This is a genomic window from Streptomyces sp. NBC_01525 (assembly GCF_045040405.1).
Classification (GTDB): Bacteria; Actinomycetota; Actinomycetes; order Streptomycetales; family Streptomycetaceae; genus Streptomyces; species Streptomyces benahoarensis.
Map to the genome: position 1 here is coordinate 5,946,786 of NZ_CP109397.1, position 24,431 is coordinate 5,971,216.

Annotated in this window: 11 protein-coding genes; 7 read left to right on the plus strand and 4 right to left on the minus strand. The window is 73.4% G+C overall.

Features of this window, described 5'->3' with window-relative positions:
• Positions 1–60 precede the first annotated feature (60 nt).
• Positions 61–1,887 (minus strand): 3-hydroxyacyl-CoA dehydrogenase family protein, encoded by a 1,827-nt coding sequence (locus tag OG422_RS25960; protein ID WP_405746151.1) that lies wholly within the window; start codon positions 1,885–1,887, stop codon positions 61–63.
• Between the two features lie 450 nt (positions 1,888–2,337).
• On the opposite strand from OG422_RS25960, the gene OG422_RS25965 reads away from it, so the two are divergent.
• The 4 genes from OG422_RS25965 (at position 2,338) to OG422_RS25980 (ending at position 5,243) form a co-directional block, all read left to right on the plus strand.
• Positions 2,338–2,946: a HEAT repeat domain-containing protein gene (locus OG422_RS25965; RefSeq protein WP_405746153.1), complete on the plus strand. Its 609-nt coding sequence runs from the start codon at positions 2,338–2,340 to the stop codon at positions 2,944–2,946.
• 296 nt (positions 2,947–3,242) lie between these two features.
• Positions 3,243–3,842 carry a hypothetical protein gene (locus OG422_RS25970; RefSeq protein ID WP_405746155.1) on the plus strand — a complete coding sequence of 200 codons (600 nt, stop codon included), beginning with the start codon at positions 3,243–3,245 and terminating at the stop codon, positions 3,840–3,842.
• A gap of 472 nt (positions 3,843–4,314) precedes the next feature.
• Positions 4,315–4,758 carry an SRPBCC family protein gene (locus OG422_RS25975; protein ID WP_143940070.1) on the plus strand — a complete coding sequence of 148 codons (444 nt, stop codon included), beginning with the start codon at positions 4,315–4,317 and terminating at the stop codon, positions 4,756–4,758.
• Between the two features lie 218 nt (positions 4,759–4,976).
• Complete coding sequence (locus OG422_RS25980; protein WP_405746157.1) at positions 4,977–5,243, plus strand: hypothetical protein; 267 nt, start codon at positions 4,977–4,979, stop codon at positions 5,241–5,243.
• 314 nt (positions 5,244–5,557) lie between these two features.
• Here the strand turns inward: OG422_RS25980 and OG422_RS25985 are convergent, their stop codons facing one another.
• Genes OG422_RS25985 through OG422_RS25995 form a run of 3 tightly spaced genes read right to left on the minus strand, consistent with a single transcriptional unit; the run spans position 5,558 to position 22,366 of the window.
• Positions 5,558–6,451 (minus strand): lectin, encoded by an 894-nt coding sequence (locus tag OG422_RS25985; RefSeq protein WP_405746159.1) that lies wholly within the window; start codon positions 6,449–6,451, stop codon positions 5,558–5,560.
• A 40-nt stretch (positions 6,452–6,491) separates the two neighbouring features.
• On the minus strand, positions 6,492–9,161 hold the full coding sequence (locus tag OG422_RS25990) for a right-handed parallel beta-helix repeat-containing protein (protein ID WP_405746162.1): 2,670 nt from the start codon (positions 9,159–9,161) through the stop codon (positions 6,492–6,494).
• A complete protein-coding gene (locus tag OG422_RS25995) occupies positions 9,158–22,366 on the minus strand; it encodes a hypothetical protein (protein ID WP_405746165.1) in 13,209 nt (4,402 codons plus the stop codon). Before OG422_RS25995 ends, OG422_RS25990 begins: the two co-directional genes overlap by 4 nt.
• Before the next feature lie 291 nt (positions 22,367–22,657).
• On the opposite strand from OG422_RS25995, the gene OG422_RS26000 reads away from it, so the two are divergent.
• The 3 genes from OG422_RS26000 (at position 22,658) to OG422_RS26010 (ending at position 24,366) form a co-directional block, all read left to right on the plus strand.
• Positions 22,658–23,599 carry a serine/arginine repetitive matrix protein 2 gene (locus tag OG422_RS26000; protein WP_405746168.1) on the plus strand — a complete coding sequence of 314 codons (942 nt, stop codon included), beginning with the start codon at positions 22,658–22,660 and terminating at the stop codon, positions 23,597–23,599.
• An 89-nt stretch (positions 23,600–23,688) separates the two neighbouring features.
• Positions 23,689–23,997: a M3 family metallopeptidase gene (locus OG422_RS26005; protein ID WP_143940075.1), complete on the plus strand. Its 309-nt coding sequence runs from the start codon at positions 23,689–23,691 to the stop codon at positions 23,995–23,997.
• Positions 23,998–24,054: 57 nt separating this feature from the next.
• Entirely contained in the window at positions 24,055–24,366 is a 312-nt protein-coding gene (locus OG422_RS26010) for a hypothetical protein (protein WP_143940076.1), read from the plus strand.
• Positions 24,367–24,431 lie beyond the last annotated feature (65 nt).

Here is a 24,431-nt window from a genome sequence, read left to right on the forward strand (position 1 = left end):
GCCCCGCTGACCTGGGGCGGACCGCCCGAAGGCGCCAGCAGCCCGCCCCACCGGTCCTGGTCAGCGCCGGGCGTACTCACGGAAGCCGCGGCCGGTCTTACGGCCCAGGCAGCCCGCGGCGACAAGGTGCTCCAGCAGCGGCGCCGGGGCCAGCCCCGGATCGCGGAACGCCGCATGCAGCACCTTCTCGATCGCCAGCGACACATCGAGCCCGACGACGTCCAGCAGCTCGAACGGGCCCATCGGGTAGCCGCCGCCCAGCCTCATCGCCGCATCGATGTCGTCCGGCGTCGCATAGTGCTCCTGCACCATCTTCACCGCGTTGTTGAGGTACGGGAACAGCAGCGCGTTCACGATGAACCCGGCGCGGTCACCGCAGTCCACCGCGTGCTTGCGCGCCGCCGCGCACACCTGCCGGACGGTGGCGTGCACGTCGTCGGCGGTCAGCACCGTCCGCACCACCTCGACCAGCTTCATCGCGGGCGCCGGGTTGAAGAAGTGCATCCCGATGACGTCCTGCGGCCGCGAGGTGGCGCGGGCGCAGGCGATGACCGGCAGCGACGAGGTGGTGGTCGCCAGGACCGCGCCCGGCTTGCAGACCGCGTCCAGGGCGGCGAACAGCTCCTGCTTGACGGCCAGATCCTCGGCCACCGCCTCGACGGCCAGATCGACATCGGCCAGCGCGTCCAGGGAACCGGCCGGGGTGATCGCGGCCAGCGCGGCGTCCCGCTCCCCGGCGGTCAGCCGGCCCTTCTCCACCGAGCGGCCCAGCGACTTCGCGATCCGCGCCACGGCCCGCTCCGCCTTCCGAGGGCTGCGGGCCGCCAGCACGACGTCGAAGCCCGCCTTCGCGAAGACCTCGGCGATACCGGACGCCATCGTCCCGGACCCGGCGACGCCGACGGCACGCACCGGCCGCCCGGCGCCGCTCCCGCCGCCGTTCGCCGGGGTCTGCGCGTCCGGCACGACGGTGGCCGAGCCCGGCGCCTCGTACGTGTAGAAGCCGCGGCCCGCCTTGCGGCCGGTCAGCCCCGCCTCGGCGAGCTGGCCGAGGATCGGCGCGGGCGCGTGCAGCCGGTCGTGGGACGCGGCGTACATCGCCTCCAGGACGGTGCGGGCGGTGTCCACGCCGATCAGGTCGAGCAGCGCCAGCGGGCCCATCGGCAGGCCGCAGCCCAGCCGCATCGCGGCGTCGATGTCCTCCCGCCCGGCGTACCGCGACTCGTACATCGCGGCCGCCTGGTTGAGGTAGCCGAACAGCAGGCCGTCGGCGACGAAGCCGGGCCGGTCGCCCACCGCGATCGGGTCCTTGCCCAGGTCACGGGCGAGTTGGGTGACGGCGGCGACGGCGGTCGGCGCGGTCAGCACCGAGGAGACCACCTCGACCAGCTTCATCGCCGGTGCCGGGTTGAAGAAGTGCAGCCCGAGGACCCGCTCGGGGCGTTGGGAGTCGGCGGCGAGCCGGGTCACCGACAGGGCGTTGGTGCCGGTCGCGATGATCGTGTCCGGGCGCACCACCGCGTCCAGCGCGGCCAGCACCTCCCGCTTGAGCGCGTGGTCCTCGGGCACCACCTCGATGACGAGGTCGGCGTCGGCGGCGGCCCGCACCTCGGGGAAGGTACGGAACCGCGCCAGGACCGACTGCCGCTCCCGCTCGGTGATCCGGCCGCGCGCGACGGAGCGGGCGGTGGCGGCGGCGAGAGTGCCGACGGCGGTACGGGCGGCGGTGTCATCGGTGTCGACGCCGATGACCTCGCGCCCGGCGCGGGCGAGGATCTCGGCGATCTGGGTGCCCATCGTGCCGAGGCCGATCACGGCCACGGTCGTCAGGGGCGGCGTGGCGCCGGACGGGTCGGAGGAGAGATCGGGGGCGGACTGACGGTCCATCGGGGGACTCCAGAGGGTGTTCCCCTGCGGGCAGGGGCGAAGTGACGACTGAGGAGTGGGCGCACCACGGCGCGGCGCGGCGTACGGCGGCCACCACGGCGGACGTGCGCCGGGGCGGGCCGGGCACCGGGGGCGGTGCGGGCTGAGGGATGCGGGTGCGCGGAGAGGCGGGCGGCAGGCCCTGTCCCGGGGCCGTGCCGTGCTCTCCGTAACGGTGTCGCGCGGGATACCGGTCCGGGCGTGCGGACCGGACCGGGTGGTGCTCACCGGACCGACGTACTGCGGGCGGCTGCGTCACCAGGCCGCCGGAGCAGGGGTGCTGCTCGTTCCACGAGGCTAACCGGTGGGTAACCCCGGGTCCAGGGGTAGGGCGGGGCTGGAAGCGTGGCGCGGGCCACAGCGGGCGGGCCCGGCAGACGGTCGGCCGGTCGGCGGGAGAGAAGGCGGCAAATGGAAGAAGAATTCCACGAGTTGACGGACCGGGTGCGTGCCGAGCTGCGCACGGCGGACGATCTGGCGGCCTACGAGCGGCTGCTCGGCCTCGCCCGCCGCGGCAGCGCCGCCGGGCGCGACGAACTGGCCGCCGTACTGGTCGCGGTGGAGCGCCCGCTGTGGGCCCGCGAGATCGCCGCCTTCGTCCTCGGCTGCGCGGGCGACACCCGCGCCTTCGAGACGCTGGTGCTGCTGCTCAACTACCGCGACCCGGTGCGGTGCGCCACGGCCGCGCGCGCCTTGGCCCGGCTCGGCGACCCGCGCACCGCCCGCGCGGCCGCCGCCCTCGCCACCAATCCGCTGCGCACCGCCTACGCCCTGCACCCCGTCCGGCTGCTGGCCGAGCTACGGGCCCCGCAGTCCGTACCGGCGCTGATCGCCACCCTGGAACGGCTGACCGTCCCGCACACGCCGTACTGGCGCGTCGCCCTGGCCTGCGTCGAGGGCCTGGGCGCCCTCGGCGACCGGCGCGCCGTCCCCGCCCTGACCACGGCGATGGGGCATCCCCGGCTGGCGGCTGCGGCGGCGGCCGCGTTGGCGCGGTTGGGGGCGCCGGGGGATACGTGACGGGCGAGGGGGCGGGCGTACCCTCGGCTCATGCCTGCCAACTTGGGTGACCGGCTCAGGGAAGTCCGCAAGCGCCGGGGGAAGCGCGGACTTGCGGGTGGTCCTGCCCGCACTGTTGAGGGATGCCGGAACCGTGGCTTAGCTCGACCCCGAGGGGCACACCGTTCGCATGCGCCTGTTGCAGCTCACCGGTTGGCTCCTGACCCGGACCCGCCAGTTCGAAGCTGCTGAGTGGTGCCTGGGGGCCGCGCTGGACGGCTCCGCAGACCGGCTCTAAGGTGCGTCCACGGTGAACGATGTACTGGCTGCTGCTGCGACAGGGCAAGCTCCGTGAAGCGCGGGAGTTGGCCACCCAATGGGCCGACGACATGGAACCCCGGCTGTCACGGGCGACCCCGGACGAACTCAGCGCGTGGGGATGGCTGCTGCTTCGCCTGTCGGCTGCCGCGGTGCGGGACAACCGGGCGGAAGAGGCCGAGGACGCGCTGGGACTCGCCCACTCTGCCGCCGCGGCCCTGGGGCGGGAGTTCGCCCCCGGTGGCGACTTCCTGCGGGCGTTCGGCCCCGTCACGGTGGTGCTCAAGCGAACCGAGAACGCCATGGTCGTGGACCGTCCGGACGTGGTGCTCAAGCTGGCCGCGAAGGTCCCGGCGGCAGGGTTCCGCCCCGCCTCGAACAACCGCAACCGTCACCTGCTCGACGTGGCCAACGCGTACGCCAGGACGCGACAGTACGGGCAAGCGGTCGACACCTTGGTGAGCATCCGCGACGCTGCCCCGGAGTGGCTGCCGAACCAGCGGTACGCCCGTGACATTCTCGGCCGCATCATGGCCGGGCGACGGACCCTGGCGGGGGAAATGCGCTCCCTCGCCGACACGGTGGGGCTGCCCGTGTAACGCCTTGTGGCACTTACCGCCGGGCGTGGGCAGAACTGCCATTGCTGCTACTTGGAGGGGTCTCCAGCGTCGAGTGGCATGACAACCGAGCCGACTGGGGACCGCCCCCGACCTGTTGATCTGCCGCTACGGATGGACCGCGAACCGACTCCGGTCGAGGGGCGCAGTCTCTCTCCGCTGGTGTCTGCCGTGTGGCCGCCGTGCGCATGCCCCGGGTGCAGCAAACGTGCTTAGCATCTGCCAAGCGGCCCCGGCCGGCGTTGGCGAACAACACAACTGGGCGGGGCCTTCCCCCTGCCGGTTCGCGCGTCCGTTGCGAGACGCGGACCTCGTTACGGGCGACCCGCGGAATTCCGGGGCGTTCGGAAGGGTTGCGCCGGATTTTGGGCGGGCGGCCCCGGGATGGTTGGCTGAGCGCGCATCGCAGGACCGCGCTGAGCAGGACCGCGCCGAAAACTGGAGGACAGCACACATGGGTCAGGTCGAGGCCGTCACCGAGCGGGAGATCGCTGCGGACCCGGAGAACGTGTTCGACGCGCTCGCCGACTACACCGGCACCCGCGGCAAGCTGCTGCCCGAGCAGTTCAGCGAGTACGAGGTCCGCGAGGGCGGCGACGGCAAGGGCACGCTGGTGCACTGGAAGCTCCAGGCGACCAGCAAGCGGGTCCGCGACTGCCTGCTGGAGGTCGACGAGCCGACCGACGGGCAGCTCGTCGAGAAGGACCGCAACTCCTCCATGGTCACCACCTGGGTCGTCACGCCCGCGGGCGAGAAGCGCGCCAAGGTCACGGTGACCACCACCTGGCAGGGCGCCGGCGGTATCGGCGGCTTCTTCGAGCGGACCTTCGCGCCCAAGGGCCTCGGCCGGATCTACGACGCGATTCTCGCCAATCTCGCCGCCGAGACGGAGAAGTGACCAACGCGGCATCCGGCGGCGTACGCTGCCGCTGATCCGGCGGGCCCGCGCACGGGCCCGCCGGGCACAACGCTCCGGCGGTGGGTTCCCGCGCCTCGTGCAGGGCGCGGGAACCCACCGCCGGTCCTATTTCGGCGTCCGAGCGGACCGTGCGGCCCGCGGCGCCGGGGCGGGCCAGCAGGGCGGCGAACTCGCGGGCCACCGGCGAGGTCCGGCCGGTGTCCGGTGCCGGGCCGGACGCGCCGGGCAGCCGCAGCGCCTGGGCGATCAGGATGTGCAGCTGCGCCTGGAGCACCGAGGTGAACCCGTCGGCCCGCTCGCCGTACTCCCGGACCATCTCCGCCACCAGCGACGCGATCCGCGGCGCCGCCCCGGCGCTCACCCGTAACCCCGGGCAGCCGCCGAGCGTCGCCAGCGCGTCCCGGTCGCCGGGGTGCGCCAGCAGGAAGTCCTCGGTGAAGAGGATGACCCAGCCGTGCAGCTGAGCCACACACGTCGAGGCGGTGGAGGGGCACCGGATCGTCGTGGCGGGGACCGTCGTTGACACCGCCGCGCGGGACGAAGACGTCGGGTGCGGGGCCCGCCGCGCGGCCACGCGCCGACCCGGCCTGTTCGCTGCGTCTGGGCACGCCCTCACCCTACGAACCGCCGCAAGGCCCGGACCCCGGCCAACGGACCACCTCTGATCGGCCAACGGGACGTAAAGAGAGGGGAGTTGGCCCCTCGTCATACGGCCCGGGCGCGAGGGAAGCATCCCCCGCGCCCGGTGTGGGGCAGGCGTCTCCGCCCGGCGGCCGCATTACGTCGGCACGCTCCACTTCTGCGCCGGGTTGCCCGAGCAGTTGGCGATCTGGACGCGCGTGCCGTTCGAGGCGTTGGCGGCGCGGATGTCCAGGCACTTGTTGGCCGGGAGGTTCACCAGGTCGTGCGGGGCGCCGGAGAACACCCACTGCTGCGACGGGCGGCCGTTGCAGTCCCACAGGTGGATCAGCGAACCGTCCGACGTGGCGTTGTCCGCGACGTCCATGCACTTGCCGTACGCGCGGACGGTGCCGTCCGACGCCATCGTCCAGCGCTGGGCGGGCATGCCGTTGCAGTCGTGGACCTGGATGGGCGTGCCGTTGGCGCGGTTGCCGTTGGCGACGTCCAGGCAGATGCCGTTCATACCGGTGATGGTCCCGGTCGGGCCGGTGACCTTGGGGGACTGCGCCGGGTGGTGCTTCGCACCGGCCGCGGAGCCGGACGGGTGGCCCGCCACCACGCCGCCGTTCTGCCCCTGCGACGGCGTATCCGGGGTGTCCGGGGTGCGCGGCGGGGGTACGTCACGCGCGGGCCGGTCGGCCGGGGGCGCGTCGTCGCCCTTCTTGCCGGGCGTGGCGGTGGGGCCCGCCTTCGTCGCGCTCGGCGACGGCTCGGGCTCGGCCTTCTTCGACGCCTCCGGCGACGGGCTCGCCACCGAGGCGGCGGCGACCCGGGTGTCGTCGGCGCTCATCCGCAACCCGCGCTGGGCCAGCGGCCCGAGCACCACGGCTCCGGCGACGAGCGCGACGGTCGAGCCGAGCGCGATCCACACCCGGCGCTCGGGCAGCAGCCCGATCCGGGTCCGGCCCGGGTCGCGGGCGAACGTACGGGAGAAACCACCGGGTGGTTCCTTCGACGGGGGATGGGGGGAGCGGGGAATGTCCGGTGGCACGGGTACCTCCGAGTCGGAACGGATGGGAGAGGGAAGGGGGTCAGTGGGTGAGGGCGGTTTCCGGCAGGTCCAGGGGCGACAGCTGCATCAGGACGTCGGCGTCCGGGGCGTCCAGCTCGGAGACGCGCATCGCCTGCCGTTCGGTCATCTCCTGGAACACCTGGCGCGCGGTGCGGCCGTTGCCGAAGCGGACGGTGCGCGGGATCGCCGCGAAGTGCCCCGACAGCGCCTCCCGCGCCTCGCCGGTCAGCTTGTACGCGTGCCGCTCCGCATGGTGCTCCACGATGTGCACCAGCTCGTCGGAGCTGTAGTCCTCGAACAGCAGGGTGCGGGAGAACCGCGAGGACAGACCGGGGTTGGAGCCGATGAAGCGGTCCATGTCGTCGGGGTAGCCCGCCGCGATGACGATGACCTCGTCGCGCTGGTCCTCCATCAGCTTCACCAGCGTGGCGATGGCCTCCGTACCGAAGTCGTTCCCGGCGATCGCCGGGGCCAGCGAGTACGCCTCGTCGATGAAGAGCACCCCGCCGCGCGCCCGGTTGAACGCCTCGGTGGTCTTCGGACCGGTGTGGCCGACGTACTCGCCGACCAGTGCGCTGCGGTCCACCTCCACCAGATGCCCGACGGCCAGCAGCCCCAGCGCCTTCAGCAGCCTGCCGTAGAGCCGGGCCACCGTCGTCTTGCCGGTGCCCGGGTTGCCCGCGAACACCAGATGGCGGCTGAGGGGCGGCGCGGGCAGCCCGGCCTCGCGGCGTCGCCGGACCGTCTGCATCAGCTTGACCATGCCGCCGACGTCGCGCTTGACCCGCTCCAGGCCGACCAGTTCGCCCAGTTCGGTCAGCAGGTCCTCCAGCGACTCCGGCTCCGCCTCGGGCGCGCCCTCGTCGGCCAGCTCCTCCGTCTCGTCCGGCGTCCCCGCGTCGGACGACGGGCCTGACGGCTGACCGGACGCGCCGGGCCGGGCGGGTGCCGCAGGGCCGGGGCCGGTGGCCGTCGCGGTCGGCAGCACCGACTGCTCCACGCCGTGCGCCGTGCAGTCCTCGAACACCGGGGCCGCGTCCTTGGCGGTGCCCAGGTCCTGCGCGCAGTCGAAGACCCGGCAGCGGACGAAACGCGGCTCGGCCCGCTCGCCGATGTGCAGCGCGGGGAAGGCGGTGGCGCGGATGTCGCAGTACTCGAAGGTGCCGGACGCGTCGTCGCCGACGAGGATGCCGTTCTTCCCGGCGGTGTCGACGCGGACGCCGCGCACCGCGCAGTCGGTGTCCTTCCACAGCACCAGCGCGGTGCCACCGGCCCGGAACACCCCGCCGCCGTCCATCCGCAGCCGGGCACCGCCCGCCACCGTCACACCCGCGCTGCCCACGTCCGCGATCCGGGTGCCGGTCAGCCGCGCCCGCGCGCCCGGCCCCAGCTCCACACCGGCCTTGCGCTGCCCGGCGACCGTGCTCTCCGCCAGCTCCGACTCCTCGGTCGACAGCAGCCGTACGCCGCTCTCGCCGCCCGTCACCCGGCAGCCCGTCAGCGTCACCGCACCGGCCACCGCCACCTGCACCCCGCACATCGCGGCGTCGCTCAGCGCGGTGTCCTCGGCGCGCACCCGGGCCTCGTCCGTGACGACCAGCGCATGCTCCTCGCTGCCCGTCACCCGGCAGCCGGTCAGCTCACCGCTCGCCCGCTCGCCCAGGTGCAGGGCGCTGAACCCGCTGCCGGACACCGAGCAGTCCGCCAGGGCCAGCGTGCTGTCGCCCAGCGCCAGCGCGCCGTTGGCCGCGGGGGTCACCACCCGGCAGTCCCGCGCGGTCAGCTGGGCGGCGCCGCCGGTGACCAGGCCGCTGCCGCCCGGCGACACGATCCGGCAGCCGGTCATATCGACCCGCGCCTCGTGCTCGGCCTGCGCCCCGGAGCCCGCGGCGCCCTCCACCACGCAGTCGTCCAGCAGCACCTGCGCGGTGTCCTGCGCCAGCAGCCCGTGGCGGCCCGGCCCGGTCAGCCGGGCGGCGCGCACCGCCAGCCGGGTAGCGCCCCGGGCGCGCAGCGCCGACCCCGAACTCCCGGTGATCCGCAGCCCGTCGGCGACCACCCGCGCGGTGCCCGACAGCACCACGCCGATGCCGTCGACCGAGGTGATGGTGGAATCCTCGATCCGGGCCCGGCCGTCGCCGCTGACGTGCAGCGCGGCATGGCGGGCGCCGTGCAGCCGGGTGCGGCGCAGCAGCAGCACCCCGCCGGTCGTCGGATCCTGAAGGTCCTCCACCAGGTCCGCGGTGAGCGCGCCGTGCAGCGCCGCCAGCCGCGCGGCCTCCTCGGGCAGCTCGGCGGCCTCCGGTGCGTCCGGGGCGTCCGGTGCGTCGGGCCGCCCCAGCACCTCGATCCGGCCGTGGCTGAGCGCGCACTCCTCCAGCACCAGCCCGGCCGCGTCCTCGACCCGTACCAGCGCCTCCGCCGGATCGGTGCCCTGGAGCGTCAGCTGCCGCACCGCGCAGTCCGGAGCGGCGACGCTCAGCGCCGGGCCGTGCGCCGGACGGATCTCGACGGTGCCGGGCCCCTGCTCGGGCACGAGCACCACCCGGCGCTCCAGCCGGACGTTCTCCGGGTAGGTGCCCGGCGCGACGGCGATCACCGCGCCCGCGGGGACGGCCGCCACCGCGTCGGAGATCGTCCGGTGGGCACCGCGCCCCCGGGCGGCGACGCGGTACACGGGGTTCGTCATGACGTGCTCTCCTGCGGATCGTGCGGGGCGGGGTCGGACGGTTCCGGGCCGGGCTGCTGCCACCACGGTGGATCGGCCTTCCGCAGCTCGGGCGTGAGGACCAGCCCGCCGAACATCTTGTCGGCGAACTTGCTGATGCCGCCCACCAGGAACAGGTCCACCAGGCCCTGCCGATGGTAGAACCTGCCCGCCGCGGACTGTTGCAGCAGTGTCTTGCCCGCCCCGAAGGTGAGGCCGCCCGCGAGGCCCGACGCCATGCCGAGACCGCCCTCGCGCAGCGCGTCCGTCCCGGAGAGGTGGACGAGGTTGCCGTTCGCGTCGTACACCCCGAAGATCGCGGCGCTCGCGGTGCCCGTGATGAGGCCGGAGACCAGGCCGGAGGTGATGCCGACGCTGAAGTCGTACGTTCCGGCGCGCCAGCGGGTGACCTTCTCGTTGCCCGCCCACTCCGACGCCCAGGTGTCGTCGGAGGCCGGGGGCCGGGCGAACGGTTTGCCGGAATCGACGTTGCTCATCCCGGTCTTGAGGGTGCCGCCGCGCCCGGCCATGTTGTGCAGTCCGCTCACGCCGATCTTCACCGTGGAGCCGACCGCCGCGCCGAACGCCGCCTTGGCCACGTCCGTCCAGCTGAACTCCCGGCCGGAGATCTCCGCCGCGACGGCGTTGACGATCAGGCCGACGGTGAAGTCGAGCGTGAACTCCTGGATGAACTCCACCAGCGCCTGACCGGCAGCCTTCTGCACGAACGGCGTGTACAGCGATTCGCCGTTCACATTCTTCGACCACGCGAAGCGGTTCGGCTCGCGCAGCATCCGGCTGCCGCCGCGGTACTCGGCGGCCCAGCCGCGGAAGTCGTTCTCCCGGCCGACCAGCGTCATCCGGCCGAAACTGTCCTTCTCCCAGACGTACCCGGCCATGGTCCGCTCCGACAGCAGCGTGGTGCCGTCGGCGCCGCCGTAGCGCCGCCACTGCTTGTTCCACGCGTCGGACTCCAGGAACGTCCCGTCGTCCAGCGCGGTACGCGTCCGCACCGCCACGCCGTTGTCGAACTCCCGCCACTCACCGGCCGTGTACTCCGCGTCCGGGGTGGACCGGTGCTCGCGGACCCGGACCGGCGGGTCGCCGAAGTGGTCCTGGAACGCCGAGCCGGAACGCGGCACGGGCGGGATCTCCTGGACGAGGTCGCCCTCGGCGCCGCCGGTGCGGTCGGCCCACAGGGCGCCCTTGCGCCAGTCGTCCAGCGGATTGCCCCGGGCGTCGGTCCAGGTGCGGATGCGGCCTTCGACGCCGTCGCCGAACTCCAGGAGGTGGCCGTCCTTGTCGACCTTGTTCCAGTGCCACACCGGCGGTTCGCCGTCCCGTCCGGCCACCCGCCAGGCGTCGACGAACGTGCCGTCGTCGAGCACCCGGTGATCGCGGATCAGCCGGCCCGCGGGGTCGAAGTCCTGGTACGAGGCGTTGTCCCAGTACCGGCCGGTGCCGCCGCCCGCCGACTGCACCCGGACGCCGGACTCGCCGCCGGCTTCCCAGGTGACCTCGGCGGCGCCGGGGCGGCCGCTCGCGGTGACCTCGATGCCGGAGCCGTCGGCGCCCGGCCAGGTGTCGCGGCGCGCCACGATCTCGCCGTGCTGGTTGATACGGATCCAGTCGTCGCCGGGCCCGGCGTGCACCGCGTCGCCGGCCGCGGCGCGGGGCGGGGTGCGGTACTCCACGACGGAGCCGTCGGCGAAGCCCTCCCGCGCCACGCGCCACTCCCCGGCGGTCCCCGGCGTGAACCAGTCGCCCTCGGTCGCGCCGGGACGGTAGCGGTCCTGCCACACCAACCGGCCGTGCCCGCGGTCGCCGCCGCCGGTGCCCGTGAAGTCGTCGGGGTGGAAGGTGCGGTGGCCCTTGAGCCCGTCGTCCCCCGCCGACCAGGGCAGATAGCCGTCCCGGGGAGTGGCGCCGGCCGGCAGCTCCACCTCGCCGACGGTGAGCTTGGAGCCGTCGGAGAGGGTGGAGGTGGCGCGGACGACGGTGCCGTCGGAGGCGATGTCGAGCGTCGAGCCGTCCCGGCCCACCAGCCGCACCCCGGTCGTCGCGGGCGCGTCACCACCGGCAGGCGTGTACTTCCAGGTGTGCACCTGGAAACCGCTGTCGGCGGTGAGCCAGCCCTTCCCGGCGAACGTGCGGTGCTCGACGGAGGACAGCAGCTGACGGACCCACGACGGCGGGCGCTGCTCCATGAGGCGGTGCGTCTCCAGGAACCCGCCGTCCTTGAGGGTCGTCCCCGTGGCGTTCTCCTTGCCGTGCGCGGAGTGCGAGACCCAGTCCCGCTGGAGAGTGCCGTCGGCCGCCATCTCCCGCTGGACGTACCGGCGGTTGTCGTCGGCGTGCAGCCGCCCGAACCGCTCGTGGACGGTCTCGGTGCGGCCCGTCCGCGGGTCGGTGAGGGTGTCGGTCCAGCCGCGCCCCGGGCTCCAGGTCCGCTCGCCCTGGGCGAGGTGCCCGTACTCGGCGTCGTAGCGGTGCCAGGTGGTGGGGCGGGTCGTCAGGCCCTGGGTGAACGGGGTGCGGTCCAGTTCGGCGAGGACATGGCCGCCGTCGGGGTTCTCCCGCCAGTGCCGCACGCGGGTGGCGCCGTCCATGTCGTACCAGCTGCGGCCGCTGGTGCCGAAGTGGCGGTGGCCGTGGCGTCCGGCGGTGCCGTCGGCCAGGATCTCCTGCCAGTCGCTGCGCTGGTGGCCGAAGCGGGCGAAGCCGGTGGCGCCGGTGGGCCGCTGGACGTCGAGGTGGCCGCCGCCGGGCAGCGGACGCCGCTCGAAGACCTCGGCGCCGCTGTGGCTGAGCAGCTGCACCCGGCCGCCCGCGAGGCCCTTCTCGCCGACGGTGCCGGAGTCGAACCACTTCGCGGTGGTGTCCGCCCGCTCCGCGGAGCCGGGCACGATCCGCTTCCAGGTGGCCTTCGCGGCGTCGCCGCCGTCGGCGGGCTCGGCCGGGAACTCCACCTCGACGTGGTGGCCGGGCCGCGGTTCGCCGTGGTGGACGACGTTGATCCGCATCTTCTCCAGGCTGCCGTCCGCCCGGTAGCCCGTGAACTCGCCCTGGCGCAGCGGCCCGGAGCCGTTGACGCGGAATCCGCCGTCGTCCTGCCGGGCGACGCGGACACCGGTGCCGTTCAGATGGGCGTCGAGCAGGGTGTCGGAGCCCGTGCGCAGGAACCGGCCGTCGGGCGCGTCGGCGAGCCGCACGGCGTCGTACAGGTGGTTCCCGGCGCCGTCCGCCACATGGAAGGTGGTGCCCTCGGGGGTGACGACGTGCGTCGCCGTGCCGTCCTCGGCGACGAGCCGGAACCCGCCGTCGCCGTCCTCGACGCGGAAGCCGCCGCCGGGCCGGGTGCGGGCGGTGAAGCCCTCGGCCCGCTGGAGGTCGGCGCCGAGGACGTCCACCGCGCCGTGCTCGTACGTCCGCAGCGACTGGCCGGCGGCGCCGGGCACGTCCGGGAGGCGCAGCGCTCGGAACGCGTGCGCGCCCGAGGCGTCGAAGACGTGCACGGCGGTGCCGTCGGTCACCCGGAAGCCGTCGCCGTGCGCGGCGATGTCCGTACCGGGCAGCGGCGTGGAGTCGGCCGTGTGCAGCGGGCCGGACGGGGCGGGTGCCGGGCCGCCGGGCCGGGTGAGCGGCCGGTGGGCGAAGCGCGTGGCGCCGTCCGCGTCGGTGAGTTTCACCAGGTCGTGCAGGTGGACGCCCTGCTGGTCGAAGACCTGGTGGCCCTCGGCGGTGGCGACGCGGAGGTGGTCGCCGTACGCCTCGACGCGGGCGCCCGGCACCGGCGTGCCGTCGCCGAACCGCAGGACGTGGCCCTCGGGCGTCTCCACCACCTTGCGGTAGAGCGTCAGCCCCTCCGGGGTGTGCAGCGCCACCTCGCGGGGGCCACCGGTGCCCGCCGGTGCCTCGGGTGGCGGGGTGCCGTGCGGCGCCGGGTCGTGGGCGGGCGGTACCGGGACGGTGTGCTCCCCGGGCGTGGGCGTCCGGTGCACGGTCGGCGCGGGTGTCTCCGGCGGCGTGTGGACGGCCGGGACACCGGCCTGCTCCAGGTCCTGCATCTCGTGCCATGTGCCCGACGGCCGGGTCGACCGTCCGGCGCCGCCCACCAGCCGGGGGCGTTCCTTGAGGGACGCGTCCAGGAGGCCGTCCAGCCGGGTGCGGACGGCATCGGGGTCCATGCCGTGCGCCCGGAACGCGTCCCGGGCCTCGTCGAACCGGGCCTGCGCGGCGTGCAGATCGGCGCGGGCCTGCTCGCCGACGCTGGGACCGCGGGACGAGCCGTCGACGCGACCGCCCTCGGTGTCGACGCGGAACTGCGCCTGGTCGAGGTCGATCTGCGCGCGCTGCACGTCGTGCCAGGCGTCGACCCGGGCCCGGACGACGTCCTCGGAGTCGCCGGGCCGCCGGAAGACGTCCAGCCGGGCCTCGGACTCGCGCACCCAGGCGGCGTCCAGCTCCGCGCCGGTGGGACGCGTACCGGTACCCGGCGCGAGGTGGTCCGCCGGGGTGTGCGGCTGCTGCTCCCAACCGGCGGGCGTGGGCAGGCTGCTGAACTCCTCGCCATTGTGGAGGACGTTGCCGCGCAGGTCGGCGGCGATGTGGGTGAAGCCGGTGCCGCTCCAGCTCTTGTCGAGCAGTTTCTCGCCGCCGGGGCCGGTGAACGTGACGTCGACGCTGTTGCCGTCGGGGTGGTGGGTGACGGTGATGGTGAGGTCGTCGGCGTGGCCGGGCTTGCTGACCGTGAGGGTCTTCACCAGCCCGTCCTCGCTGAGCGACGGGTGCACGGTGACGTCCTCGAAGCCGCTCCAGCGGACGAGGGAGGACTGGTCGAAGGCGCGGCCGAAGTCGTCGAAGGCGGTGCCCGAGGGGAGTCCGGGCCACTCCTCCCGCAGGACGGCGGCGAAATCGTCCGGCGCGATCGCCTCGGCCCGCACCGGCACGACCGTCAGCCCGCTCTCGATGCGCGCGGGGCCCGTACGGATGAGCGTCGTCGGAGGGAGGGTGATCTCCCACTGATCGGGGCTGCGCGGGACCGGGGCGCCCGCGGCGCCGTGGTCGAAGTGCGGCGGGTACGCCATGACGAGCTTGGCGTGGTCGGCCGGGACCTGGATCTCGAAGACCACGCGGTTGCTCAGCACCAGGCCACTGGCCCATTCGGGCTGGAAGTCGAAGGTGTTGGAGGTGGAGATCGGCAGGCGCTCGGTGAAGGTGTCCGCCGCCTGGGAGGCGGGGTCCATCGAGACGCCGCGGTAGACGGTCAGCTCCTTGTTGGGGCCCTCGAACAGCAGGTCCTGCGTGACGCGGTGGAAATCCCGCACCGTGCCCAGGAGGTGGTCGGTCGCCGCCCCGGGGTTGAGGAAACCGCCGTAGCCGCGCTTGGAGGTGAACGAGCCGCCGATGACGTCCCGCATCAGTGCCGCAACCTTGCCGTCGGCCTCCGCGCGCCCGAGGTGGACGTGGGCGACGTCGATGAGGGAGTTCCAGTTCTCCGCGTACCTGCCGTGGAGACCGGCGGCCGCGGGCGGGGCACCGGTGTGCGGTGCCGGGACCGGCGGGGCGTCGTGGAAGGCGCCGTCGGACCAGGTGTAGCGCTGCGGCCCGCCGGGCGACGCGACGACGAGGCGGCCGTCCTCGTACTTCACCGGCCAGGCGTGGCCACCGGCCGCGTCCACCATCGGCGCCGGACGGGGCTCGTCGAGGTGCGGCGTGGTGGTGAGGGTGACGCCGTCGAGCGGCCCGCCGCGCAGGACGACGTCCTCACCGGCCGGGGTGAGCCGGTTGCCGAGGCCGACCCGGTAGTGCCAGGTACGCACGACGGCGCCGCCCGGCGCGTCCAGCAGGTCGACATGGAACTGCTTGTTCCGCGGACTGAAGTCCTCGGCGTGCATCACGAGCAGACCGCCCGCATCGTCCCCGTCGCGGAACTGCGGTTTCGCGCCACGCGGCGCCTCGACGACCGCGCCGTTGCCGAACGGCAGCTCCCTCTGGTGGGGCCCCAACTCGCCCCCGCTGCCGCCCAGCAGCCGCGGGCGTTCCTTGAGCGAGGCGGTGAGCAGATCGTCCAGGCGGGCGCCGATCACGTCCGGGTCCAGGCCGTGCGCCCGGAAGGCGTCCCGGGCGAGGCCGAGCCGGTGGACCGCCGCCTCGTGGTCGAGCCTCGCGTGCTCGCCGACGCTGAGAGGGCTGTCGGAGCCCCCGGCGCCGTTGCCGCCCTCGGTGTCGAGGCGGAACTGCGCCTGGTCCAGCCGCTTCTGCGCCCGCTCGACCTCGATCCACGCGTCGACCCGTGCGCGGACGACGTCCTCGGAGTCGCCGGGCCGCCGGAAGACGTCCAGCCGGGCCTCGGACTCCCGGGCCCATATCGCGTCCAGCTCCGCGCCGGTGGGACGGGAGATGTGCGGGGCGGGGATGCTGCCCTCGGGGAGCTTGCCCATGGCCTTGGCGCTCAGGCCGGAGGTGGGGCCGTCGTCCATGTGGAGACCGCGGGTGGACGAGGCGAGGTCGTCCACGACGCCGCCCGCCGGGGCGGGCGGACCGTCCCAACTGCCGGGCTTCGGCAGGCTGCTGAACTCCTCCGCGTTGTGCAGGACGCCGCCCCGCAGGTCGGCGGCGATGTGGGTGAAGCCGGTGCCGCTCCAGCTCTTCTCCAGCAGCTTCTCGCCGCCCGCGCCCGTGAACGTCACCCCGACGCTGTTGCCGTCGGGGTGGTGGGTGACGGTGATGGTCAGGTCGTCCGTGTGGCCCGGCTTGCTGACGGTGAAGGTCTTGACCAGCCCGTCCTCGCTGAGCGACGGGTGCACGGTGACGTCCTCGAAGCCGCTCCAGCGGACGAGGGAGGACTGGTCGAAGGCGCGGCCGAAGTCGTCGAACGCGGAGCCCGACGGCAGGCCCGGCCACTCCGCCTTGATGACGGCGGCGAAGTCGTCCGGGGAGATCGCCTCGGCCCGCACCGGCACGATCGTCAGGCCGCTGCCCGGATCGGTACGGGTCGGGCCGGTGCGCACCAGCGTCGTCGGGGAGAGGGTGATCTCCCACTGATCGGGGCTGCGCGGCGCCGGGTGCGCGCCGTGGTCGAAGTGCGGCGGGTACGCCATGGCGAGCTTGCCGTGATCGGCCGGGACCTGGATCTCGAAGACGACGCGGTTGCTCACCACCCCGTTCTTCGCCCACTCCGGCTGGAAATCGAAGGTGTTGGACGTCGAGATCGGCAGCCGCTCGGTGAAGGTGTCCGCCGCCTGGCTCGCCGGGTCCATCGAGACGCCGCGGTAGACGGTCAACTCCTTGTTGGGGCCCTCGAACAGCAGGTCCTGCGTGACGCGGTGGAAGTCCTCCACCTTCGCGATCAGGGCGCCGTCCTCCAGCTTCGAGGGGATGACGAAACCGCCGTAGCCGCGCTTGGAGGTGAACGAGCCGCCGATGACGTCCCGCATCAGTGCCGCAACCTTGCCGTCGGCCTCGGCGCGCCCGAGGTGGACGTGGGCGACGTCGATGAGGGAGTTCCAGTTCTCCGCGTACCTGCCGTGGAGACCGGCGGCCGCGGGCGGGGCACCGGTGTGCGGTGCCGGGACCGGCGGGGCGTCGTGGAAGGCGCCGTCGGACCAGGTGTAGCGCTGCGGCCCGCCGGGCGACGCGACGACGATATGGCCGTCCTCGATCTTCACCGGCCAGGCGTGGCCACCGGCCGCGTCCACCACCGGCGCCGCCGTCGACTTCCCCAGCTTCGACGTCGTACCGACCGTGATCCCGTCGAGCGGCCCGCCGCGCAGCGCGATGTCCTCACCGGTCAGGGTCAGCCCGGCGAAGCCACGCTGGTAGTGCCAGGTGCGGACGGGGCTGCCGCCCGGCGCGTCCAGCAGCCGGACGTCGATCCGCGCGTCGGCGGCGCCGCCGTGGACGACGAGGCGGTCCCCGAAGCCCTCGGCGCCCGCGAGCGTCGGCACCTGGCGGCGCGGGGCCTGGACCACCACACCGTCGAGGCCCGGGAGGTCCTTCTCGAAGCGGTTTTGGGCCGACGCACCGCCGAGCAGCCGCGGGCGGTCGGCGAGGGAGAGGTCGTCCAGGGCGCGTAGTTCGTGGGCGACGGTGTCCGGGTCCATGCCGAGCTGACGGAAGCTGTCGCGGGCGTGGCCGAGACGGTTGGCGGCCGCGTCGAGGTCGACCCGTGCCTGCTCGCCGACGGTCGGCCCGTCGGAACGGCCGTCCCCGCGGCCGCCGTGGAGATCGAAGTTCAGCTGTGCGTGGTTGAACTCCCGCTGTGCGCGCTGCACTTCGCCCCAGGCGCCGACCCGCGCGTCGACCACGTCGTCCGACGCGCCGGGGCTGCGGAAGACATCGAGGCGGGCGTCGGACTCCCGGGCCCAGATCGCGTCCAGCTCCGCGCCGGAGGGCCGGGACGGGGCACCGTGACCGCGGGGCAGATGCGCGTCGAGCGGACCGGTGCCCTCCGGGAGCGTGCCGGTGGCGCCGCCGACCGGGCCCCGCACGCCGTCCGCGTCGACGGCACCGGGGGAGTGCGGGACCTCCGTGGGCGGGGTGCCGTGCCAGCCGTCGGGCAGCGGCAGTGGCTTCATCACCTCGTTGTTGTGCAGGACGTCGCCCCGCAGGTCCTGCCCGAGACCACGGAACTTCTGCTGGTCGAAGGTCCGGTCGGAGAGGACCTTGCCGTCGGCGTCGGTGAAGGTCAGGCGGACGGACTCCTGCTCCGGCAGATGGGTGATGCCGATGGTGAGGTCGCCGGAGTGGCCGGGCTTGGAGACGGTGACCGTCCGCACCAGGCCGTCCCCGCTCAGCTCGGCGCGGGCGGCGGCGCCCTCCAGCCCCTCCCAGCGGCCGATCGCGCCCGGGTCGAAGGCGCGGCCGATGTCGTCGAAGGCGGTGCTCGACGGGAAGCCGGCCCACTCCTCCTTGATGAACGTGCCGAAGTCGTCCGGGGAGATCGCCTCGGCGCGCACCGGCACGATCGTCAGGCCGCTGCCCGGATCGATGCGGTTGGGCCCGGTACGCACCAGCGTCGTCGGCGGGAGGGTGACCTCCCACTGGTCGCTCTTGGGGGGCGTGGTGCCCGCGCCGGCGTGGTCGTAGTGCGGCGGGTACGACATGGCGAGCTTGCCGTGGTCGGCGGGGACGTCGATCTCGAAGACGACGCGGTTGCTCACCACCCCGTTCCTCGCCCACACCGGCTGGAACTCGAAGGTGTTGGACGTCGAGATCGGCAGCCGTTCGAGGAAGGTGTCCACCGTCTGGGCCGCCGGTTCCATCGACACACCGCGGTAGACGGTGATCCGCTCGTTGGCGCCCTTGAACAGCAGGTCCTGGGTGACGTCGTGGAACTTCTTCGTGTGGCCGACCAGGTCGCCGCGCTCCAGGGCCTCGGGGTCGACGAAACCGCCGTAGCCGCGCTTGCCGGTGAACCCGCCCCCTATGACCTTGGACATCATCGCGTCGACCGTCTTGTTGACGGCGGCCTCGCCCAGGTGCACATGGGCCAGGTCGACGAGCTTGCCCCAGTTCGCGGCGGCGTCGCCGCTCAGGCCCGCGGCGGCCGGGGGCGGGTCGGTGTGCGGCGCCGGGAGCGGCGGGCCCTCCTGGACGGCGCCCGACCAGTGGTAGCGCTGCGGCCCGGCAGGTGAGGCGATGGTGACCTCGTCTCCGTCGATCCTGACCAGCCAGGCGTGCCCGTCCGCACCGAGGGGTGGCGCGATCGACCCGTGCGGCCTCGCGGTGGTGGGGAGGGTGGCGCCGTCGAAGAAACCGCCGCGCAGGACGAAGTCCTCGCCGCTGAGGGCGAGCCCGAAGCCGCGCTGGTAGTGCCAGGTGCGGACGGGGCTGCCGCCCGGCGCGTCCAGCAGCTGGACGCTGAACTGCCGGTCGCCCGCCCCGCCGTGGACGACGAGGCGGTCCCCGAGGGCACCGGCGTCGACGACGTCCGGGGCCGCGCCGCGCGGCGCGCGCACCACCGCGCCCTCCACACCGGGCAGCGCCTTCTCGAACCGGCCGCTCGGCGTCGCACCGCCGAGGAGCCGCGGACGCTCCTTCAGCGACGCGGCGTCCAGCGCGTCGAGCTTCCGGGTCACGTCGTGCGGGTCCATGCCGTGCGCCCGGAACGCGTTCTCGGCGTCGCCCAGGGCCTTCTCGGTGGCCTGGAAGTCGGCCAGCGCCTGCTCGCCGACGGACGGGCCCGACGACGGGCCGTCGATCCGGCCCCCGACCGCGTCCAGATGTCCCTTCGCCGCCGTGTGGTCGATCCGTGCCTGCCGCACCCGGTCCCAGGCGCCCAGCCGTGCCTCCAGGCCGCCGGGGAGGTCGCCCGGCTTGCGGAACACGTCCACCTTGGCGAGCGCCTCGTCCTTCCACTGCGCGAACGGGTCGGGCGCCTTGCCTTTGCCGCCGGTCCCGGCCCCGTCCGGCCCGCCGACGCTCACGCCGTCGGCCTTCCCGTGCGGCGCGCCCGGCGTGGGCGTGTGCGGGACGGCCGGGCGGACGACTCCGGCGCCCGGTACGTCGATGCCCCCCGCGGTGTGCGCGACCACCGGCGTGGTCGCGCCGTCCAGCGCGGTGATGCCGTGCCCGGGCGTTCCGGTGCCGGGAACCTCCGGCAGCTTCGGTTCCGGCACGGCGGTGGTCGCCCCGGTCGCCGGGGTCTCCACCGGGTGGCCCGGCACGGCGCCCGGCCCGTCGAGCGCGCCGTGGCCGGGCGCGGGCGCCGGAACGGTCCGCTCGCCGAGCCCGGCGAGATCGCCGCCGAACCCGCCCTGCGGCGTGCGCACCGGACCGCCCGCCACGGGCACATCGGCGTGGGCCGCGGCGGCGGGCGGCGGGGTGACGCCGTGCGCGGTGGTGCCCGTCGTCGGCGGGGTGACGCTGTGGGGGGCGACGGTCGGCGGGGTGATGCCGGAGACGTCCACCCCGGCGCCGATACCGCGGCCCGCTCCGACGTCGGCGATCTTCCCGGCGCCCGCGTTGACGGCGGCGCCGGGCACCTCGGTGTGGGTCAGCCCGTGCACCGGGCCCGGCGTCACCGAGCCGGTGGCCGGGAGATGGATCGCGCCCGGCGCGGTCACCCCGGGCGCGGTGGTGCCCGTCGTGGGCAGGTCGATACGGCCGACGGACGGCGTGGACACCGGCGTGTGCGCCCCGGTGGCCGGGACGTCGAGATGCCCGACGGTGGGCATCGACCCCGGCGTCAGGGAGCCGGTGTGCAGCTCGAAGGTCCCGGCGGTGGGCACGCTCGGCGTCTCGACGTGGCCGAGGTCGACCAGGCCCGCGGACGAGCCGTGCGGCGCCGCGGCCGACGGCGACGGCAGATCGAAGGAGCGCAGCGACGGCACGTCCGCGATCCGCGCGCCCGAGCCGATGGTGCCCAGATCGCCCAGGTTGCCGGAGAAGTTGAAGTGCCCGCCGGAGACGGACCCCAGACCGTGTCCGCCCAGCCCCGTCGTGCCGCCCGGCGCCGCCACCCCGGACAACCCGCCCTGCGGCGAGAGGTGCGAGACGGGGCCCGCGGTCGGCAGATCGCCGAGCACCCCGGAGTGACCGAGGTTCGACAGCCCGCCGAGCGACGAGTCGAGCCCGCCCACCCCCTGCATCGACGGCAGGTTCAGCCCGCCGTGCAGCCCGCCGAGGCCCTGGACCGACGGCATCGAGATGCCCCCGTGCAGCCCGCCGCCCATGCCCTGGAGCGAGGGCATCGACAGATGAGGGGTGCTCAGCCCGGCCACCGAACCGTCGAAATGCATCGCCGGCGGGGCGCCCACCCCGTGCGTCGACAGTGACGGCGAGAACGACCCGGGCCCGGCGAAGTTCCCGGTCCGCATCACCGTGAGGTCGCCGATCGGGTCGATGTGCACCGACGGGATGCCCCCGCCGCCCGCGCCCGCGAGGTGGTTGATCGGCCCGGCGCCGCCCAGCAGCCGCCCGCCCGCACCGACAGCGCCGAAGCGGTACTTGCCGAACACCCCGCGGTCGATGAAACCGATCTTGAGCGCCTTGCCGATGCCCAGCGCCTGGATCTCGGCGGCGTCCACCGGCAGGATCAGCCGCAGCGCCTTGAAGCCGGACAGGCCGTTGACGACCGACTTGCCCCCGGCGAGCAGCCCGGAGCCGATCCACTTGGCGGCGTTGCCGATGCCCTTCATCCCGCCGTACGCCAACGCCCCGGCGATGTGCAGCCCGTTGATGCCCTGCGGCAGCATCAGCGGCAGCGCCTTGAACGGCGTGACGATGTGGAACGAGCCGTTCATGCCGGTGAAGATCCGGCCGCCGAACCCGGGGATCTTGGTGAACGGGGTGTGCGTCCACAGGCCGTTCAGGCCCCGGCTCCAACTCGCCGCGCCCCGCGCGAAGTCCTTCGCGCCGAAGAACAGATGCAGCGACATGTTGAGGATGTTGCGCCCGGTGAAGACGTTCTTGAACGACGTGAACGCCGTCTTGATGCTGCCGATGCCCTTGGCGGCCAGCCCCCGCAGGCTCTGGAAGACCTTGGTGATCTGCAGGCCCTTGGTGCTGGGGGCGATCATGCCGAGCCCGGCCAGCAGCAGGTCCAGCGCGCTGGCGTCACCGTTGGCGAAGTCCACCGCGGTCTTGATGAAGATGGCGACGTTCAGCGCGACGGCGAACAGCGCCACCGGACCGCCCACGATGATCGCGGGGATGATCAGGATGATCGCCAGCCAGCTGAGCGCCTTCATGATCTCGTCGCAGGCGTCGATCGGCGAGGCGATCTTGTCCCCGGCGTCCCGCACCGCCCGCGCCGCCGTCTTCGACGCCTCCCGCTGGACGTCCCCGGCGTCCTTCGCCGTCGACTTCAGCGAGTCGCGGCCGTCCTCGTCGTCCTCGGACAGCCCCTTGGCCTGCTGGAGCGCGGTGTCCGCCCGGCCCTGCTGCTCCTCCATGACCGCCTGGTACGTCCGCAGCGCGTTCTGCACGTCCTGCTGCGCCTCGCGGAACGTCGAGACGAAGTGGCGCAGTTTGCCGTCGATGACCTCACGCAGCGCGTCACCGGTCTTGCCGACGAAGGCGCCGCCCGTGGTGTTCTTCACCTCGGTGAGCCCGTCGTCGATCTTGTCGGCGAGGTCGACCAGCTCCTGCTGGGACGCGATGACCTCCCGGATCCTGGCCGCGTCACCCGGTGTCGGGTCCGAGTCCAGGCCCAGGGCGCTCCAGTCCGTTTCGCGGGGCAACGACGGTACCGGCCTTCCTTGAACGGCTGCCGCGGGCGGTGCGGCAGGGTGGTGCGGGTGGGGTGCGGTGCGGGCAGTACGGGCAGCTCGGGCGGGTGCGGGCCCCGCGTCCGCCGGAGAGGGGTCCGGCGCGGAGAAGGGCCCGTACGCATAACACGCACCACAGGGCCGGGAGGTTCACCGTCCCGCGCGGTAATTCCGCTTCCGGGTGAACCATCCGGCCCGCCCGTGCGTGAGAGGAGTGCAAGGTATTGCTTCCCCGCCGCCCGGCCGCAGGCCCCAGAGGTGCCCATGCCCGACTTCTCCATCGACTACGAGCTGCTGAACCAGGTGCAGACCCGGATGCGTCAGCTGGCCGACACCGCCGACTCCGGCGGTGCCAAGGGCGCGCTCAAGACCCTGACGGAGTCGACCGACGACGCCAAGAGCGTCATGGGCTTCAGCGACCTCGGCGCGGCCATGTACGCCTTCTCGCACCGCTCGGCAAGCCGGGCGAAGGACGCGAAGGACGGCCTCAACAAGCTCGCCGACATCTTCAAGTCGGTGTCCGACAACTACTTCCAGGTCGACGCGGGGATGGCGGACAGCGCCGGGGTGATGGGCACCAGCATCGGCCTCGACGAGTGGAAGAACAAGAAGGCCGCCTGGGAGCAGTGGGACGAGGACACCAAGGCGTGGAACGACTACCTGAAGGAGATCGGCGCGGCCGACTACTTCAAGGAGCATCCCAAGGCCGACATCAACGAGGTCTGCTCCGCCGACGGCGCCCCCGGCTGGTGCGACCGGTACAACAACGACAAGGACGTGCCCTCGCAGCCCGGTGACCACCCCGAGGGCGAGCGGCCCAGCGACGCACCGCCCACCGAGAAGACCATCACCACGGACTCGGGCAGCACCCACGTCAAGGTGACCCTCGACGACGACAACAACGTCATGACCGAGGAGTCCACCGTCACGATCGGCTCCGGCGCCGACGAGCAGAAGTACACCAACAAGACGACGTACGACACGGCGCCGCAGCCCATCACCCTCAAGGACGGCAAGACGTTCGACGCCCGTGACTACACCACGGTGACGACCGGTCCGGACGGCTCGGAGACCACCAGCCGCTACGTCATCAACGACGACGGCAGCGGCACCATGACCGTCACCACGGACGACGAGACCGCGACCTACACCCGCTCCTCCCCCTTCGGCGACGGCGCCGAATGGAAGGAGAAGGAGGACGGCTGAGCCGCGCCCCGCGCGCCGGCCGTCCGCCCCCGGGGCCCCGCCCCGGAACCCGAAGCCCCCGTCCGACATCCCGTAACCAAGGAGAGATCTTGGCCGCCAACATCAGCCTCGACTTCGCGGAGATCGAGCGCGTCTCGAACCTCCTCAAGAACAGCGCCGACAACACCCTTGTGCCCCGTATGACGGAGGCCAAGAACGAGGTCGACACGATGCTCAACTCCACGCTGAAGTTCAACAACTCCAGCCCCGCCCTCCAGCAGTCCTACGAGAAGCTCACGCAGTCGCTGACCGACGCGACGCAGAGCATCAAGGACTTCGCGGAGCAGTTCGAGAAGATCGTCCAGTCGATGCGGGACATGGACGACGAGATGGCGAACAAGATCCGCTCCAGCGGCTGACGCCTGCGCCGCCCGGCGGCACCCCGTACGACCCGACCGCATTCCCCGGAGGAACACATGGCGCAGGACGTCTTTCTCGACTACGACGACATCAAGCGTGTCGCCAACACCATGGAGAACAAGTTCACCGACATCGCCAACGAACTGGGCGATCTGGAGAACACGGTCAGCGCGCTGCTCAAGGACGGTCTCGTCTTCGAGCAGTCCAGCCCGGCGCTCGAAGAGGCGTACCAGGCGTTCAGCAAGCAGATGAAGGAGTCCTCCGCGAACATCAAGGTGTTCGCGCAGTCCTTCACCGACATCGTCAAGTCGATGACGGACTCCGACAGCCAGATCGCCGCGGGCGTCCGCAACAGCTCCAAGAGCTGACCGGCCGTACGCGAACGGGCCCGGCACCCACCGTGGGTGCCGGGCCCGTGCGCGTACCGGGGCCG